The sequence below is a fragment of the Asaia spathodeae NBRC 105894 genome (genome assembly GCF_025994195.1).
Lineage (GTDB): Bacteria > Pseudomonadota > Alphaproteobacteria > Acetobacterales > Acetobacteraceae > Asaia > Asaia siamensis.
This window is the reverse complement of sequence record NZ_BAPY01000004.1, coordinates 1-17,632: the sequence shown is the minus strand read 5'-3', so window position 1 is coordinate 17,632 and position 17,632 is coordinate 1. Positions and strand designations below refer to the sequence as shown.

17 protein-coding genes and 1 tRNA gene are annotated in these 17,632 nt (G+C 59.4%); 4 read left to right on the top strand and 14 right to left on the bottom strand.

Annotated elements, in window-relative coordinates; translation table 11 throughout:
* Position 1: 1 nt before the first annotated feature.
* Both AA105894_RS03625 and trpS read right to left on the bottom strand, forming a co-directional pair.
* Positions 2–418, bottom strand: a complete 417-nt coding sequence (locus AA105894_RS03625; RefSeq protein WP_267310529.1) for a secondary thiamine-phosphate synthase enzyme YjbQ — start codon at positions 416–418, stop codon at positions 2–4.
* A gap of 32 nt (positions 419–450) precedes the next feature.
* Positions 451–1,446: a tryptophan--tRNA ligase gene (gene trpS / locus AA105894_RS03620; protein WP_267310528.1), complete on the bottom strand. Its 996-nt coding sequence runs from the start codon at positions 1,444–1,446 to the stop codon at positions 451–453.
* A gap of 121 nt (positions 1,447–1,567) precedes the next feature.
* On the opposite strand from trpS, the gene AA105894_RS03615 reads away from it, so the two are divergent.
* Positions 1,568–2,104, top strand: coding sequence for a thymidine kinase (locus AA105894_RS03615; protein ID WP_267310527.1), 537 nt, complete (start codon positions 1,568–1,570; stop codon positions 2,102–2,104).
* 28 nt (positions 2,105–2,132) lie between these two features.
* Here AA105894_RS03615 and AA105894_RS03610 read toward each other — a convergent pair whose 3' ends face one another.
* The 9 genes from AA105894_RS03610 to AA105894_RS03570 form a co-directional block, all read right to left on the bottom strand.
* The gene (locus AA105894_RS03610; protein ID WP_267310526.1) at positions 2,133–2,588 is read right to left on the bottom strand and encodes a c-type cytochrome; all 456 of its coding nucleotides are present in this window, start codon (positions 2,586–2,588) and stop codon (positions 2,133–2,135) included.
* A gap of 10 nt (positions 2,589–2,598) precedes the next feature.
* Positions 2,599–3,087 carry an FKBP-type peptidyl-prolyl cis-trans isomerase gene (locus AA105894_RS03605; RefSeq protein ID WP_188425333.1) on the bottom strand — a complete coding sequence of 163 codons (489 nt, stop codon included), beginning with the start codon at positions 3,085–3,087 and terminating at the stop codon, positions 2,599–2,601.
* Between the two features lie 92 nt (positions 3,088–3,179).
* The gene (locus AA105894_RS03600; RefSeq protein ID WP_267310525.1) at positions 3,180–4,409 is read right to left on the bottom strand and encodes an argininosuccinate synthase; all 1,230 of its coding nucleotides are present in this window, start codon (positions 4,407–4,409) and stop codon (positions 3,180–3,182) included.
* A 95-nt stretch (positions 4,410–4,504) separates the two neighbouring features.
* Entirely contained in the window at positions 4,505–5,698 is a 1,194-nt protein-coding gene (gene rlmN, locus AA105894_RS03595; RefSeq protein WP_188425335.1) for a 23S rRNA (adenine(2503)-C(2))-methyltransferase RlmN, read from the bottom strand.
* Positions 5,699–5,887: 189 nt separating this feature from the next.
* On the bottom strand, positions 5,888–6,628 hold the full coding sequence (locus AA105894_RS03590; protein WP_267310524.1) for a TlyA family RNA methyltransferase: 741 nt from the start codon (positions 6,626–6,628) through the stop codon (positions 5,888–5,890).
* Entirely contained in the window at positions 6,628–8,622 is a 1,995-nt protein-coding gene (gene dxs / locus AA105894_RS03585) for a 1-deoxy-D-xylulose-5-phosphate synthase (protein ID WP_267310523.1), read from the bottom strand. The genes AA105894_RS03590 and dxs overlap by 1 nt, the downstream gene beginning before the upstream one ends.
* A gap of 4 nt (positions 8,623–8,626) precedes the next feature.
* Positions 8,627–9,547: a polyprenyl synthetase family protein gene (locus AA105894_RS03580; RefSeq protein ID WP_267310522.1), complete on the bottom strand. Its 921-nt coding sequence runs from the start codon at positions 9,545–9,547 to the stop codon at positions 8,627–8,629.
* Positions 9,544–9,804: an exodeoxyribonuclease VII small subunit gene (locus tag AA105894_RS03575; protein WP_188425339.1), complete on the bottom strand. Its 261-nt coding sequence runs from the start codon at positions 9,802–9,804 to the stop codon at positions 9,544–9,546. The genes AA105894_RS03580 and AA105894_RS03575 overlap by 4 nt, the downstream gene beginning before the upstream one ends.
* A 120-nt stretch (positions 9,805–9,924) precedes the next feature.
* Complete coding sequence (locus tag AA105894_RS03570; RefSeq protein ID WP_188425340.1) at positions 9,925–10,194, bottom strand: sulfurtransferase TusA family protein; 270 nt, start codon at positions 10,192–10,194, stop codon at positions 9,925–9,927.
* A gap of 133 nt (positions 10,195–10,327) precedes the next feature.
* Here AA105894_RS03570 and AA105894_RS03565 point away from each other — a divergent pair, with 133 nt between their 5' ends.
* Entirely contained in the window at positions 10,328–11,263 is a 936-nt protein-coding gene (locus AA105894_RS03565) for an ROK family protein (RefSeq protein WP_188425341.1), read from the top strand.
* Here AA105894_RS03565 and AA105894_RS03560 read toward each other — a convergent pair whose 3' ends face one another.
* Entirely contained in the window at positions 11,264–12,061 is a 798-nt protein-coding gene (locus AA105894_RS03560; RefSeq protein WP_267310521.1) for an RlmE family RNA methyltransferase, read from the bottom strand.
* A gap of 5 nt (positions 12,062–12,066) precedes the next feature.
* Positions 12,067–13,200 carry a Ppx/GppA phosphatase family protein gene (locus tag AA105894_RS03555; protein ID WP_267310520.1) on the bottom strand — a complete coding sequence of 378 codons (1,134 nt, stop codon included), beginning with the start codon at positions 13,198–13,200 and terminating at the stop codon, positions 12,067–12,069.
* 199 nt (positions 13,201–13,399) lie between these two features.
* On the opposite strand from AA105894_RS03555, the gene AA105894_RS03550 reads away from it, so the two are divergent.
* A tRNA-Gln gene (locus AA105894_RS03550) sits at positions 13,400–13,473 on the top strand.
* Between the two features lie 299 nt (positions 13,474–13,772).
* On the opposite strand, the gene AA105894_RS03545 is transcribed toward AA105894_RS03550, so the two are convergent.
* Positions 13,773–14,711 (bottom strand): DUF2167 domain-containing protein, encoded by a 939-nt coding sequence (locus tag AA105894_RS03545; RefSeq protein WP_267310519.1) that lies wholly within the window; start codon positions 14,709–14,711, stop codon positions 13,773–13,775.
* Between the two features lie 501 nt (positions 14,712–15,212).
* On the opposite strand from AA105894_RS03545, the gene AA105894_RS03540 reads away from it, so the two are divergent.
* On the top strand, positions 15,213–17,489 hold the full coding sequence (locus tag AA105894_RS03540; RefSeq protein WP_267310518.1) for a TonB-dependent receptor: 2,277 nt from the start codon (positions 15,213–15,215) through the stop codon (positions 17,487–17,489).
* The last annotated feature ends 143 nt before the right edge of the window (positions 17,490–17,632 follow it).

The window sequence follows — 17,632 nt, the reverse complement described above, 5'->3', positions numbered from 1 at the left end:
GTCAGTTGCCAAGCAGGTGCAGCACGATCTCGCGGCTATGCGGCGCACGGCGATGCTCGAAAAGATAGACGCCCTGCCATGTGCCCAGGACGGGCTCACCGCCCATCACAGGAATGGTAAGCTGCACATTGGTCAGAACCGAACGGATATGGGCGGGCATGTCATCCGCCCCTTCATAATCATGACGATAGGCGCGTGCTTCCGGAACGAGGTCGTCGAAATAGCTGGCGATATCATGCTGGACGGTCGGATCGGCATTCTCCTGAACGATGAGCGATGCCGAGGTGTGGCGACACCAGAGCGTCAGGAGCCCGTCTTCAATACCGGTTGAGGCGACCCAGTCGAGCACCGGCCCGGTGATCATGGTCAGGCCCTTGCCCCGTGTACGAATGGAAAGACGGTGAAAGGCCTGCTGCATGTCGGGTATCCTGTCTCGCTCTGGTTCCAGTGTCAGCGCAGATAGCCAACCAGCCGTTCCGCTTCGCTCACAATCGGCTCGGCCAGGGCATTGGCGCGTGCTGCCCCCTGTCTCAGAACGCTCTCCAGATGCGGGCGGTCCTCAAGCAGGCGGCGTGTTTCATTGGCAACCGGCGACAGCGTTTCGACCAGCACTTCGGCAAGAGCGGCCTTGAAGGGACCAAAGCCCTGACCGCCGAAACGTGCCAGCACGTCATCGACGTTCTGATTGGCCATGGCGGCGTAGATCGTCACCAGATTACGCGCTTCTGGGCGGCCTTCCAGCCCGGCGGCCTCGGAGGGCAGGGCCTCGGTGTCCGATTTCGCCTTGCGTATCTTGAGGGCGATATCATCCGCTGTGTCGGTCAGTTCGATGCGTGACTGGGCGGAAGGGTCGGATTTCGACATCTTCTTGGTGCCATCGCGCAGGCTCATGACGCGGGCTGCCGAAGGCGGGATCAGGGGTTCGATCATGGGGAAGAAATCGACCCCGTAATCATGGTTGAACTTGGCACCGATATCATTGGCGATTTCGAGATGCTGCTTCTGGTCTTCGCCCACTGGTACGCGGGTGGCATGAAACGCGTGAATATCGGCAGCCATCAGAGCGGGATACACGAAAAGCCCGGCGGAATGCTGTTCGCGATCCTTGCCTGCCTTTTCCTTGAACTGCGTCATGCGGTTGAGCCAGCCGAGGCGCACGACGCAATTGAAAATCCAGCCGAGGCGCGCATGGGCGCTTACGGCAGACTGGTTGTAGAGCACATGTTTTTCGGGATCGATACCAGAGGCGATCAGACAGGCGGCCTGGGCCAGATTGTCGCGTCGCAATTGCTCGGGCTCACGAAAGACGGTGAGGGCGTGCATGTCGACCAGGCAGAACACGCAGTCATGATCTTCCTGCAACCGCACCCAGTTGCGGATCGCGCCAAGATAATTGCCAAGCTGGGGGACGCCGGTCGGCTGAATGCCGGAAAATACACGTTGCATGGCCGATGTTGTCGAATGCGTCTGACAAACGGTCAAGGGGAAAGATTGCCGAGCCAGCGCAAATGCCTGTAAGGGCTGCGCGGCGTCGTTTTGCATAACGGCGTGTCTGAACGGGGAGAGCATGGTGCCGAGGGGAATTCTGACTGTCTATGCGGGTCCGATGTTTGCCGGCAAATCGGCGCATCTACTCCAGGACCACCCCGATCAGGAGGGCACTCTCTGTCTTGCACCCGCCTTCGACACGCGCTCGGGGGCAAGCATTCACAGCCGTGTCGGGTTGCGCCGCCCTGCGCGTTCAATCTCATGTTGGCCCAGCGATTTTGCGCGCTTCAGGCATATTCTGCTCGATGAGGGGCATTTCATGATTGCGCCGCATTATACGGGCGATGTGGTAGCCGATATTGCGAAAAGCCTGGAGGCAGGAATCGATATTAGCGTGGCCGGGCTTGATACGGATTTCATGCAGCATGATTTCGATGTCATGGCCCGGCTTCGTGTTCTGGCAGACCGTTACGTGCCGCTCACCGCACGGTGTCATGTCTGCGAAGCACCTGCGCGATGGACGGCAAAGAAGCGCCAGACAGGCCATGTGCTTGAAACCGGCGACGACGATCTATACGAGGCCCGTTGCGACGCTCATTGGGCGCCACCCGACTAGGCGCTGTTCCGCTCGTCGAAGGCAGATATCAGGGGATCTTGCCCTGTGTGGACAGATGCTCGCGCAGATCATGCACGCGGTTCGAGCCGATTTCTTCCTTGCGGGCAGCCGCAAATATGTCGGGGGTGATGACCGGTGCAGGTGTCGTGGTGCCTCGGGAAATGAGCCAGTTCAGGATCAGACTCAGCTGTTCGTCAGTCAGGCGACGGAAACTGGGCATCGAGAAGTTATAATGGCCGCCATTGGCTGTTATCGGGCCATCGAGCCCGTTGAGCATGACACGTGCCAGATAGTCCCGGCCCTCAGGCGTTTTCGCGATTATATCAAGGCGTCCGGCCAGAGGCGGCACCTCGCCGGGCAGGCCGGAGCCGCCGTGATGGCAGATGCCGCAATTCGGGCCATAGAGCTTCTGCCCCGCGCTCTTCTTGCCACAACCCGCCAGAGCGAGCGTGGCAATAAGCGCCAGAGCGAGGGGGGCACGCATGGAGAGCGTCTTACTGCTCCTGCCCACCCAGACCCAGAAGCTGGATCTTGAAGACCAGCGGGCTGTTGGGCGGAATGATGCCCATGGAGCGCTTGCCATAGCCCAGTGCGGGCGGGACATAGAGCATCCAGGTGTCACCCACATGCATCATCGGCAGGGCTTCCATCCAGCCCTGCACGAGACCGTCGAGCGCCATCTGCATATAGGCGCCGTTGCCATGCTGCTCGGAACTGTCGAAAATGCCGCCATCGGGCAGACGCCCTTCATAGATCAGCATCATCATACGGCCCTTGGATGGCTGTTCGCCGTCCTTCGGCCCGGATTTCAGAACCTTGTAGGCCAGTCCGTCAGGCAGGGTCTTGACCCCGGGTTCCGCACGAACCTTGGCCATGAACTGCTCGGGTGTCAGCTCCGGCTCTTCTTTCGGGCCGCCACAGGCAGTCAGAGCGACGAAAGACGCCCCGGCAACGAGGGTCTTGATGGAGCGGGACATACGCATGTCTGGACCTCTTGAAACTTGCGAAGCCCCCGCTGCCCGACCTCGCGCAGTGCGGAGAGGGTCAGCGGGGGCAGTTGATCGCCGTCTTGCGATCAGGGCTTGCCGCCGGTGCGGCCGATCTGGCCCCCAAGACGCAGGCGCAGGGCATTGAGCTTGATGAAGCCTTGGGCGTCGACCTGATTATAGGCGCCCTCGTCATCCTCGAACGTGACGACGCGGGTATCATACAGGCTGTTCGGGCTTTCACGACCCACGCAGATCACATTGCCCTTGTAGAGCTTGAGGCGGACGCGGCCGGTAACCGATTTCTGGCTGGCATCGATCAGCGCCTGAAGCATGTAACGCTCGGGCGAGAACCAGAAGCCGTTATAGATGATCTCGGCATAGCGCGGCATCAGGCTGTCCTTGAGGTGCATGGCCTCGCGGTCGAGCGTGATGGATTCGATGCTGCGATGTGCGGTCAGCAGAATGGTGCCGCCTGGCGTCTCGTAGATGCCGCGTGACTTCATGCCGACGAAGCGGTTCTCGACCAGGTCGAGACGGCCGATACCGTTATCATGACCGAGCTTGTTGAGGCGCGTCAGCAGTTCGGCAGGGGAAAGCGTGACGCCGTTGAGCGCGACCGGATCGCCCTCATGGAAATCGATGGCGATTTCGGTGGCGACATCGGGCGCGTTTTCGGGCGAGATCGTGCGCTGGAAGACGATCTCGTCAGGCGCGATCGCGGGGTCTTCGAGAATCTTGCCTTCGGAAGACGAGTGCAGAAGATTGGCATCGACAGAGAACGGCGCTTCGCCACGCTTGTCCTTGGTGACGGGAATCTGGTTTTCTTCGGCAAATGCCAGAAGCTTGGTACGCGACGTGAGGTTCCACTCACGCCACGGCGCGATCACCTTGATGTCCGGCTGCAGGGCATAATAGCCGAGTTCGAAGCGAACCTGGTCATTCCCCTTGCCGGTAGCACCATGTGCAACGGCATCGGCACCAACTATCTTGGCGATTTCGATCTGGCGCTGGGCGATTAGCGGGCGCGCGATCGAGGTGCCGAGCAGATACTGGCCCTCGTAAAGCGCGTTGGCGCGGAACATCGGGAAGACGAAATCCTTCACGAAGGTCTCACGCAGATCTTCGACGAAGATTTCCTTCACGCCGAACATTTCGGCCTTTCGGCGTGCGGGCTCGAGCTCTTCACCCTGGCCGAGATCGGCGGTGAAGGTCACGACCTCGCAGCCATATTCCTTCTGGAGCCAGCGAAGGATAACGGAAGTATCCAGCCCGCCCGAGTAGGCGAGAACGACTTTTTTAATGTCCCGGGCGGTCATAAGGCCGAGCTTCCCTCTGTAAAGATGACGCGTTCAGCGGCTTTCTTACCACCCGTCAGCCGATCAGACCAGTCTTGGGGGCGGGCCCTGACCTGTTATTCAGCCTCGGCAGTCACATTGCGGCGAAGACGCTCGCTTTCTGTCTTCAGCTGACCGCAGGCAGCAAGAATATCACGGCCGCGCGGCATGCGGATCGGCGAGGCAAAACCGGCATCCATCACGATGGCCGCGAATTTCTGCAACTGCTCACGGGTAGAAGGTTTGAATTCCGAACCCGGCCAGGGATTGAACGGGATGAGATTGACCTTGGCAGGCAGGCCCTTGATCAGGCGCACCAGTTCACGGGCATCGGCTTCGCTGTCATTGATCCCGCGCAGCATGATGTATTCAAATGTGATGCGTCGCGAATTCGATGCGGCCGGATAGCGACGGCAGGCCGCCATCAGTTCCTCGATCGGATATTTGCGGTTCAGCGGCACGATCTTGTCGCGCAGGTCGTTGGTGACGGCATGCAGGGAGATGGCGAGATTGACCGCCAGTTCCTCGCCGCAGCGATCCATCATGGGCACGACACCCGATGTAGAGAGGGTGATGCGTCGGCGTGACAGGGCGATGCCCTCGCCATCCATGACGATGCGCATCGCCTTGGCCACATTGTCGTAATTATAGAGCGGCTCGCCCATGCCCATCAGCACGATGGTGGAGAGCAGGCGAGGGGTTTCCCCTCTGGGGCTCGGCCATTCGCCATAGGAATCGCGCGCAGCCATGAACTGCGAGACAATCTCGGCAGCGCCGAGATTACGCACGAGCTTTTGCGTGCCTGTATGGCAGAAGGTGCAGGAGAGGGTGCAGCCGACCTGAGAAGAAATACAGACGGCGCCGCGATCTTCACGACGATCGGGGATATAGACCGTCTCGGCTTCCTGCCCGTCACGGAAGCGGAACAGGAATTTGCGCGTATCGTCATTCGAGGTCTGTTCGAGAGACGTGGCGGGACGCCCGACGACGTAATGTTCGGCAAGCTTTGCCTGGAGCGGCTTGGCGATGCTGCTCATGAGCGAGAAGTCGGTCGCGCCCTGATGATAGATCCAGTGCCAGAGCTGCTTGGCGCGAAACGGCTTCTCGCCGAACGCAGCCATCTCAGCAATCAGCTCTTCGCGTGACAGGCCCACGAGGTCGCGACGTCCATCCGGCAGAACCGCAGGCGGGGGTGCGAAAAGAGCAGATTTGGCCAGGATGCGCGCGCGCTCCTGCTCATTCAGGTCGAGAGGGGTCGAAATGTCGGACATGGGGCTGCTCTATCATGGAAGAGCCCCTCAAACGCAAGGAAAACCATGCGCGGCTTTTGAGAAGCACCCGGCCATGTCCGGTCTGATCGACCGGAGTGCGGCGCAGGATAGGCCAGGCCCGTCGGCGTCTCGCTGACGACGCACGTTAACTACAGGCCCGAAGGTATTTTCGCTCGGGGTTATCCCGCTTCAGGCAACCCGTTTTGCCGCAATCAGAAATTCACGGTTGCCTTCCGGACCGGTGATGGGGCTCGGCTCGATACCGAGCACTTCCCAACCCTCAAGCCCTTCCCACCAGCCGCGTATGTCTGCGCAGACGCGCTCATGCACTGCCGGATCACGCACGACACCCTTGGCGCCAATCTCGGCACGACCTGCCTCGAATTGCGGCTTGATGAGGGCGACGGCCCAGCCGCCCGGCTGGCAGAGCGCCAGTGCCGGAGGCAGAACAGTGCGCAGACCGATGAAGCTGGCATCGCAGACGACAACAGAAATCGCATCAGGGATCATTGTCGCGTCGAGCGTGCGGGCGTTGGTTTTTTCCATCACCACGACCCGCTCATCGGAGCGAAGCTTCCAGGCGATCTGCCCGTGCCCGACGTCCACGGCGAACACCTTGGTCGCGCCCTTGGTCAGCAGAACATCGGTGAAGCCACCCGTCGAGGCCCCGACATCGATCGCCGTGGCGCCTGTTGGGTCAAGGGCGAAATGGGCGAGAGCGTGGTCGAGCTTGAGCCCGCCACGAGACACCCAGGGATGGTCCTGCCCGCGCAGGTCGAGCGGGGCATCTTCGGCGAGCATGTCGCCCGCCTTGGCAATGCGACGATCCTTGGTGAACGCAAGGCCCGCCATGATCAGCGCCTGCGCGCGGGCTCGACTTTCGACAAGCCCGCGTTCAACCAGAAGGACGTCAGCCCGCTTCTTTGCCATCAGGCCGTCTGCTGAGCGTTCTGCGCACCCAGAGCCGCCTGGGCGACCGTGACGATCTGCGGGGCATTGAGCCCGGCTTCATCGTACTGCACGTCGGGCAGGTTGTGGTCGATATAGGTGTCGGGCAGAGCCATTGGGCGGAACTTGACCTGATCGAGCAGGGCCGTTTCTGCCAGATGGCGCACGACCAGGCTGCTGAAGCCACCGGCGGCACCTTCTTCGATGGTGATCAGTACTTCATGCTCGCGAGCCAGACGCTCGACCAGAGCCGTGTCGATTGGCTTGGCGAAGCGGGCATCGGCCACGGTCACGGCGATACCCTGTGCGCCGAGGTGATCGGCAGCCTTGAGGGATTCGGTCAGACGCGTGCCCAGAGACAGGATTGCGACGCCCGATTTCGTACCCGGCTGGCGCACGGCTTCCCGCACAATGCGGCCGCGACCGATTTCAAGAATCTCGCCAGCTTCCGGCAGTTCAAGACCCGTGCCGCTGCCGCGCGGGTAACGGAAAGCGATCGGACCGGCATCATAGACGCAGGCCGTTGCCGTCATATGGGTGAGTTCGACCTCATCGCTCGGTGCCATCACGACCATGTTGGGCAGGCAGCAAAGATAGTTCAGGTCGAACGAACCGGCATGGGTCGCCCCATCCGCACCAACCAGACCGGCGCGGTCAATGGCGAAACGCACCGGCAGGTTCTGCAGATCGACGTCATGCACAACCTGGTCATAGGCGCGCTGCAGGAAGGTCGAGTAGATGGCGCAGAACGGACGCAGGCCTTCGGAGGCCATGCCCGCAGCGAACGTCACGGCGTGCTGTTCGGCAATACCCACATCGAAGAAGCGGTCAGGATGTCTGGTTGCGAATTTGTCGAGACCGGTGCCGGACGGCATCGCTGCCGTGATGGCAGTGATGCGCTCGTCCTTTTCGGCATGACGCAGCAATTCGCGTGCCATGACCGAGGTGTAGCTCGGCGGGCCAGCAGGCGCCTTCTTCTGTTCGCCCGTGACGACGTTGAACTTGCTGACGGCATGATACTTGTCACCGGCCGATTCAGCAGGCGTGTAGCCACGACCCTTTTCGGTGATGACGTGCAGCAGGACCGGGCCTTCATCTGCGTCGCGCAGATTGCGCAGGATCGGCACGAGCTGGTTCATGTCGTGACCATCGACGGGGCCGACATAATAGAACCCGAGCTCTTCAAACAGCGTGCCGCCTGTAATCAGTCCGCGGGTCAGCTCGTCTGCGCGCTTGGCGGTGCGTTCGAGGCCAGCCGGCAGGCGCTTGGCCAGCTTGCCAGCCAGATCGCGAAGGCTCAGGAACTTGCGTGACGTCATGAGACGCGACAGGTAGTTTGACATTGAGCCGACTGGCGGTGCGATCGACATCTCGTTGTCGTTGAGGATGACGATCAGACGCTTGGCGCCTGCACCAGCCACGGCTGCGTTGTTCATGGCTTCATAGGCCATGCCAGCCGAGATCGACCCGTCGCCGATGACCGCAATGACGTTGCGCTCGTGATAGGAGGGATCTTCGGTGGCGCGCAGGTGATGCGCGACCGCCATGCCCAGGCCAGCCGAGATCGACGTCGAGGAATGCGCGGCGCCGAACGGGTCGTACTCGCTTTCCGAACGGCGGGTGAAGCCGGACAGACCATGGGGTTGGCGCAGCGTACGGATGCGGTCGCGACGTCCGGTCAGGATCTTGTGCGGATAAGCCTGATGACCAACATCCCAGATGATACGATCATCAGGCGTGTTGAACACGGCATGCATGGCGACCGTCAGCTCGACAACGCCCAGGGAAGCCCCGAGATGCCCGCCTGTGGTCGAGACGGCATCAACCGTTTCAGAGCGCAGTTCCTCTGCGAGCTGCTTGAGCTGCTCGGTCGAGAAGTTCCTCAGATCGGCGGGAACAACCACGCGATCGAGATGCGGAAAACGGCCCATCGTCGGGATAGAGGCGTTGGGGTTCGGCTTGGTGGTATCGCTCATTCTCTCAATTCCTGCGCTCGACGATGTATTGTGCCAGGGCTCTGAGCGCGGCTGCTTCGGTCCCGAAAGAGGTCAGGGCCTGTGTGGCCTGCCCGGAAAGGCGCGCGGCCTCGGCGCGTGCGCCGTCAATTCCAAGCAGGGAGACATAGGTGGATTTGCCGGAGGCTTCGTCCTTGCCGGCGGTCTTGCCGAGTTCTTCGGCGCTTGCCGTCGTGTCGAGCACGTCATCGGCAACCTGGAAGGCTGTGCCAATATCGCGCCCATAGGCGATGATCGCATCGCGCTGTACGCGGTCAGCGCCGCCCAGAATGGCACCGGCTTCGGCAGCGTAGCGGATGAGGGCACCGGTCTTCATGGCGTGAAGACGACGCACCTGATCGAGGGGGAGGGACTTGCCCTCACCACGAATATCGACAACCTGCCCACCGACCATGCCGGCAGCGCCAGAAGCCTGCGCAAGGGCAGCAACCAGCGCTATGCGCACGGCCGGGTCGGAATGAGTCGCCTCGTCAGCCAGGATCTCGAAAGCCGACGTCTGCAAGGCATCGCCCGCAAGAATGGCAATCGCCTCATCAAACTGCTTGTGCGTCGAGGGCTGGCCGCGACGCAGATCATCATCATCCATGGCCGGAAGATCGTCATGAACGAGGCTGTAGGCGTGCAGCATCTCGACCGATGCTGCCACGCGCAACGCGCCCTCGAGCTCTGCGCCGAAGATCGCCGCGACCTCGGTTACGAGATAACCGCGCAGACGCTTGCCACCGCCAAGGGCGGCGTAGCGCATGGCTTCGAGCAGCATCGATTCGTCACCATCGACCATGGGAAGCAGACGATCAATCGTCCCCTCAATGGCGCGGGCTGCAGTACCCAGCGAGGTGGCCAGCGCCTCGGGGGACGCGACTAGGGTGGGTGATGAGGTGGTCATTGGGCTTTTCCGCCAGAATTCTCGTCAAACTCGGAAAGGGGTGCGGTCGTCGTGGTGCCGTCACGTTGTGTGATGGCACGAACACGCATTTCCGCTTCCGAGAGTTTTGTTTCGCAATGGCGGCGCAGGGCGGCACCGCGCTCATAGGCGCTTATGGCGTCCTCGAGTTTCATCTGACCGCTTTCGAGGCCGCGTACGATCCTGTCGAGTTCAGACAGGGCCTCCTCGAAAGAGAGCTGTGAAAGCTGTGCGTCCATGCCGTAAATGCCGTCCCGCTCCGCTGTTTCGGAAAATCGCCGTCAAGGAAAACGGCTCGATGGGAGGAGGGATAGCGTGTCGCACTCCATTCTCCAAGCCCAAGGAAGTAATGACTATGATTATTCCGTAACAGGAGATGACACAGCTGTGTCCAATTTGCGACGGATCACGAAAGAAAGCGTTTCGCCGTCTTCCGAGAATGCAACTAATGCATGTCCCGTCTCGCGGCAGAATGCCTGAAAATCGGCAACACTTGCCCGGTCTGTTGCGAGAACTCGCAGTCGTTCACCGCCCTGCATGGCGCGAAGGCTGCGATGCGCGCGGAGCACGGGTAAGGGGCAGGCAAGCCCGCGCACGTCAAGGAGGGTTTCGGAAGCCGGCAGTGTCATTGGGAAGATTATGCGCGCAGCCGAGGGCATGTTTCAAGATCGGGCGTTGTTTTGCCATTACATCTTTACTCGGACCGCATTCGTCCGCAACATGCGCCGCAGTTTTCAGAAGCAACATTCAGTAAGGCATGAGATGGCTGATTATCGCCTCGGCATCGATTTCGGTGGGACGAAAATCGAAATCGCAGTTCTTGATCGCGCTGGCGATCTGCAACTGCGCGAGCGTGTCCCGAACCCGGGAATTTACGAGGAGGCCGTGATCGCTGTGCGCGATCTTGTGGCGAGCGTTGACCAGCGCCTCGGCAGTGTTGCATCGCATCTTGCGAAGCCCGGCCAGCTTAGCTCGACTCTTGGAATCGGCATCCCCGGCTCGATTTCGCCCGAGACCGGCCTTATCAAGAATGCCAACGCGACGTGGCTGAACAACCAGCCCTTCGGCATCGACCTTGACCGTGCGCTCGGTCGCTCCGTGCGCGTCGAGAACGACGCCAACTGCTTCGCCCTTTCCGAGGCGGCAGATGGTGCAGGCGAGGGCAATCGCACCGTTTTCGGTATCATCATCGGCACCGGCATGGGCGCTGGTATCGTTGTCGACGGAAAAGTCATCGGTGGCCGTCACAGCATCGCCGGTGAATGGGGGCATACGCCGCTTCCCTGGACGCGCCTTGAGGAATTCCCGCTGCCGAAATGTTTCTGCGGCAATGAGGGGTGTCTCGAGCGCTATCTCTGCGGCCCCGAACTGGCCAAGGACTGGAAGGGGATCGGTCACCACAACACGGCGGGTATCGAAGAGGCTGCGGCCAGTGGCGATATCGCCGCTATCGGCGCGCTTGACCGCTATATGGATCGCTTCTCACGCGCCTGCGCGCTCGCGATCAATTTCCTCGATCCCGACATCATCGTGCTGGGCGGTGGCGTGTCCAATCTCGACAGCATCTACGAGCGTGTGCCGCCGCTTCTGGCGCGCCATGTCATTACGCCGACCTGCACAACGCCGATCGTGCGCAATAAGCATGGCGACAGCTCAGGCGTGCGCGGAGCCGCCTGGCTGTGGGATGTTACTGAATAATTAGTCCTGATTGAGGCGATCGGGTCTGAACCCGGTCGCTACGACATAAAGCTCGCTCGATTCCTTGCGCGATGCCGGCGGCTTCAGATGTCGGACATTCGAAAAGGCGAGCTTCATGGGTTCGAGCATCTGACGCTCCGACCCGCCTTGGAACACCTTGGCAACAAACCCGCCACCGACTGCCAGCACCTGCATGGCGAAGTCGAGTGCGCCTTCCGCAAGCCCCATGATACGCAGATGGTCGGTCGGTGCATGGCCGGTAGTGTTGGGGGCCATATCGGACAGGACCAGATCGGCCGGGCCGCCCAGCAGCTCGATCAGACGTGCGGGCATGTCGGGATCGGTGAAATCTCCCTCGATGATCGTGGCATCACTCACCGGATCGACCGGCAGCAGATCAACCCCGACCACGGCGCTTGCGCCGCGTTTGACCGCAACCTGTGTCCAGCCGCCCGGCGCCGCGCCGAGATCGATAATCTTCATGCCCGGCTTGATCAGGTTCAGTCGGTCGTCAATCTCGATCAGCTTGAACGCGGCCCGAGAGCGCCAGCCCTGCTTGCGGGCTGCTGCAACATAAGGGTCATTCAACTGGCGGTTCAGCCAGCGCTGCTGCGCGGTCGAACGTCCCCGCGCCGTGCGCAGCATGACGGTCTTGTTGCGCGCGTTCTGAACAGAGCTTCCGTCGAGCGTGCTGTCTGATTGGCCTGGTGCGGTCGAACTCTTGAGGGCTTTTCCGGGAACTCTCTTCTCGGAAGATTTGCCGCTCTTGCCGCCGCGCTTGTCACTGTTTTTGCTCATGGGCGTCACATAAAGGAAGACGGTGCCACATGGCCACGATAATCCGCGCTGCTTCGGCGGTTGACGCCATGGCGGGAATGGCCATGCGAGATGACGCGGCTGTTGCGCGCCTGGGCTGCCATGCGCGCCACCATGCCGTCTCGCAGGCCGCGATCGGCGACGATGATCTGCTGCGACGGCCAGAAACTGTGGATCGCCTCGAAAATGGCGCAGCCCGGCAACATGAAATGCTGCCTGTCGGGCGGCAAGGATGAAGGAGGTTGTTGCGCCCCTGAGGATGCGCCACGAACGAGCGCGATAGCGTCGTGAGCCGCCTGCGCCGACAGCGAAAAACCATCGACTGCGTGTCGGCTGTAACGCGCAAGGTTCTGCGCAATGCTCGCCAGAGTGGTGACTGTTCCGCTGGTGCCGAGCATCTGCACAGCTCCGCGTTGCATCTCCCTGCCGATCTGGTGAACCTCCTCAAAGGCGAGCAGCGGCTTGCGCACAGTCTCCACCATGGTCTCGTACAGATCGTCCTTGTCGGAGGATGAGTCTGCCTGACGCTGGCGACCGAATTGCTCAGAGAGCGTCACGACGCCGTAGGGCAGGCTGACAAGGCTGACCAGTTCATGCCCGCGTGTTTCAGGGTTCAAGCGCAGCCAGGCGATTTCGGTCGACCCGCCGCCAATATCGAAGACAATAGCGCGCTCGCCCGGTTTCTGTGCGCGATGCAGCAGCGTACGGCACCCTTCGACAGCGAGTTCCACCTCTTCTCTGGGAGAGATGATTTCGAGTGAAAGACCCGTTTCGGAACGGACACGCGACAGGAAACTCTCGCGGTTGAGCGCCCTTCGGCAGGCCTCGGTGGCGACAGCCCGAATCTGCAGAGAGGGGAGGCCGTTCATACGCGCGGCGAAACTATCGAGCGTGCGCACCGCCCGGTCCATCGCCCGTGCGCTCAGTTCGCCCGTCTCGATGAGGCCCTCTCCAAGGCAGACCATGCGGTTCTGTCGGTCGAGAATCTGCACGCCACTGGCAGTGCGCCGCGCGATCATCAGCCTGCAATTATTGGTGCCCAGGTCCAGCGCAGCGAAATGTCTGAACGGTGCGCCTTCAGGCGTGTGGGATGACAGCGTCTCGCTACGGCTATAGCCCATGATCGTCCTCCCCTTGTCCTGATCGCGGCATGAAATCTTACGTCAAAAACAATGTGATAGTGCCACGGTGGCGCAGCAAGCATTTTATGCGCTGCTCATGTCCAATTTATGAAAAAAAAAGCGAATAAGGGGGTTGCGGCCCATCCGGGTGGGTGCTATCTCACCGCCACCGCAAGGCAATCAGCTTCTGCAAAGATGCTGGGGGATAGTTTAGCGGTAGAACTACCGGCTCTGACCCGGTCAGCCCTGGTTCGAATCCAGGTCCCCCAGCCAAAACTTCTGAAAAAAAGTATACTCTACGGCACCGCAGATTGCGATGCCGGTCTCGGACTGACGTCTGTGCGAACCGTGCCGGTTTCAGTGCGCGTCCGGGTGGTCGCCGAACCGATGGGGGGGAACTGCCTCCGTCCCAGGGTTGTTCCGGATTGCTCTCTTCGCTTTTGACTGAAAAACGCGCCGGAGGACGGCTTCTGGCGGGCACGAGTTGCAGTACCGCCCAGAATCCCAGGGCGGCACAGATGAAGAAAGCAATCGGGTGAAGAAAGCAATCGGGGCGGTGAGATACTGCACGGTCAGTCCTGTTTCTTGCGTGCGAAGAGCTTCTTGACGCTCGTCCAGAGCACAGCGAAGAAGCCGAAAATGGCTGCAAAGAGACCCTTTGCACCAAGCGCCCCAAAAATCTTGGCGACGAAGGCGAGAGCCGCTCCCACCAGGCCCGTCTTGATGGCTACGGCAGCGGCGCCGCCGCCGATCAGCCCCATCAGACCGTATTCGGCAATCTTGTCACCAGCTTTGTAGTCGCTGTAGCGATTGCCCGTGGTGGGCTGAAGCCCCTGCAGGGCCGTGTTGAAGTCGGTGCGATCGCTCAGGAATGTTTCAACGTCGCTCACCAGCATGACGCGATAGAAGCCACCGCGCGTCAGAATGCGTGTGTTCAGGTTAGTGATGAGTGAGCCGTCATCGTCGCGGAATTTGTAGGCCCATTCCAGGCGATGCAACTGCTGGTCATAATGCGGCTCGAGCTGCCAGCCGAGCAGCGTCAGGCCGGAAAGATGGGCTTCGCGACGCGCCTTGTTGGTCTCGATCGATGTCTGGCGCATGGAATCAAGGAGTTCCTTGGCGTCGATCTTGTCCGTGTCCGTGACGTAACCGGAGGGGGAATAGCGAAGTTCCATGAACCAGCTCTTATCCTGCGCCTCTGGCTGCATGATGTAGCTCATGGAATCTGAGGCATCGACGAGATTGCCGACCAGAGCGAGAAACTTCTTGCCGAAAGGCGGGGTGAGCATCTCGTAACCGGCGGGTATGCTGAATACAGAGCCGCCATTGACGTGCACTGCGGCAGGTCCGTGGGTCCAGGGAAGGGATGCGATCTGCTGTCCCAGGGAGTTGGACGTGGCTTCAGTGTTATCGGGAGGGGAGTCAGCGAGGGCGGGGATAGGTGAGAGACACAGGACCGTCAGGAGCGCCGCCCGGCGCAGTATCAGAAGCACGTCAGTATCCTTATGCATTCATTGCAGTTCGTCTTTCTGATACGTGAATAAAATACAATAATACAGTCTGTTTATAAACAAATTATACTAGAAAATACTTTGTATATGAAATCTTGTATTATGATCTGTAATTTATATCGTTAATACCCTACGTAAAATTCATCGAGTTCCGTTAATTTCATTGCGACCATAATTTCATACTTCTCCAGAAAAAAGCTGATTGTATCTTAATTTAACCGTACGTAACTGATCTAAAACGACTTTTATATTTCGTATCGTCATCAAATTTTCATCCGTCTTTCTCTCGCTGCTGTGATAGGCACATTAACGAAACGAGTAATTTTCGTTAATCATCCAATACGTTCTTCGGGATATATGATGCGCTTGAGAGCCCGCTACTTTTTATGTGCGACGTCAGTTCTTGCATTGAGTGTCTCCGCCGCTCAGGCGGAGCAAAGCCAGACCACGCGCAAGACTGCCGCACCAAAGGCAGTTCAGAACACGGATACGGGGCCTTCCATGATGGGGTCCACCGCACCGACCGATGCAGCGCGTAACGAAACCGTGCAGGTGCGGGGCAGCCGACACAAGGCGCCGGGTGGCGGGTTGATGGTGCATGAAGATGCAGCCAAATCGCGCTCGACCGTGACACAGGAGTTTATTGCGAAGCAGACGCCGGGGCTGAACCCAATGCAGCTCATCGCCATGCTGCCCGGGGTGAATACAACATCTGTCGATCCGCTCGGCCTCAACGGCGGCAATCTGACCTTGCGCGGTTTGAATGCCAGTCAGATCGGCTTCACGCTTGAAGGCTTTCCGATCAACGATATCGGCAATTACGCCGTATATCCGCAGGAAATCGTCGATTCAGAAAACCTGCGTACGATTAATGTAGAGCAGGGGTCGGCCGATCTCGACAGCCCGCACATCAGTGCGTCGGGCGGTGCGGTCAATATGTATCTGCTTGATCCCGCAGAGCGTTTCGGCGGCCACCTTGATGGTACCTATGGCAGCTACAATTCCCGGCGCATCTTCGGCCGTGTTGATACGGGTCGTATAGGCAATACGCATCTGAAAGGCTATATCTCGTTCTCGGCTGCGCATGAGGATTCATGGCGCGGGCCGGGTGCGCAGAAAAAGCTGCATGGCGAGACCAAATGGGTCAATGAATGGGGGCAGGGCAACCGCATTTCGCTCGCTATCGTTGGCAATCAGAGCGACAGCACGCTCTTCCCATCCATGTCTCTGGCAAACTGGCAGAAATACGGGACGAGCTATACTTACGACTCAAAGTGGAATCCGAAGAGTCCGAGCGGGAACTATTACAAGCTGCATCAGAACCCGTTTACAAACATCTATGCCAGCGCTCCCTCAACCTTCACTCTGACCGATAATCTGACTCTGACCGAAACACCGTATTTCTGGTACGGCAACGGCAATGGCGGTGGTGCCTACAGCGAGAGCCTGGCAAGTCAGCAATACGGCGCCCAGACCCTGAGCAGCTCCATCGGGCAGTACAATACATCGAACACCAAGAGCCTGCTGCTTTATAACCCGTCCAACACGCAGACCTACCGTCCTGGTGCGGTAACGAAGCTTGCCCTGCACACGGGCGCGAACCGCCTCATGGTCGGGTACTGGTTCGAATATTCGAAGCAGATCCAGACCTCACCCTACAGCCTTGTGAATCCCGAAACTGGCGCGCCGCTGGATGAATATGGTGGTGGCCCCAATCTTGTCCTCTCGAACGGTCAGACGGCGCAATACCGTGACACACTGACCCAGACGCGCATCCACACGCTCTTCATTGATGACTCGCTGTCGCTGCTGAACAATCGTCTGACCATTGAAGGCGGCCTCAAATACGCAATGATCACGCGTCAGGGTCAGAACTACCTGCCTGATACCTCGACGGGGCCCTATATCAACGGCAACTGGAATGAGCCTCTGCCAGCGGCTTCCATCCGTTACAAGCTGAACGATCAGTTCCAGCTTTTCGCATCAGGCACGACCAATTTCCGTATTCCGATGAATACGTCCCTTTATGACGCCGGCACATACACAAAGGGCGTGGGCTACAGCACGAAAGCGAACCCCAACCAGAAGCCGGAAATCTCGATCTCCGAAGAAGCTGGCGTGCGCTATCAGGGGAGTCTCTTCAACAGCACCCTGACCTACTTCCACTACAACTTCACGAACCGCCTCTATTCCCAGACTGTGGTGCTGCCAAACGGCTCCTATTATTCGCAGAGCGTCAATGGTGGCGGGTCACACGCCGATGGTGTCGACTTCGAAATCGGAACCCGTCCGATCCTTTACCATCTGCGCCCCTATGTCTCGGCGGAATATATCAACGCCCGCACCGACAGTAATATCGCAGCAGGTAGCACCGGCGATTACGTCAACAGCAAAGGCAAATTTGCGCCCCAGACAGCGAAGCAGCAGGTTGCATTTAATCTGGATTATGATGACGGGCATCTGTTTAGCGGCTTCTCGCTCAAATATGTCGGCAAGCAATATGCGACATTCAACAACGACACCTCGATCCCGAGCTATGTCACGATGGATGTTCATGCGGGTTATCGCTTCAAGAATTTTGCCTTCATGAAAAACCCGGTCCTGCAGCTGAACATCCAGAACATCACGAATAATCATTATTTGGGCTTCGTGAATGGTGTGACGGCAAACGGAAAGGCAACGACCGGCGTTTATGGCAGCAAGATCTCAGCCGCGAGTTCCACCTACTATGTCGCATCGCCATTCTTCGTCGGAGGCACCGCAAGCGTGGACTTCTGAAGGACATGGCAGATTGTGAAGGTAAGGAGAGGGAGCTGCGGCTCCCTTTCCGCTATGTGGGTAGGGCCTCACGAATGCTCGGCTTTCGAAGTTTTTTTGAGTTGGTGTCATTTTTTTGAAATTTTGTGATTGACGGGTGTGGG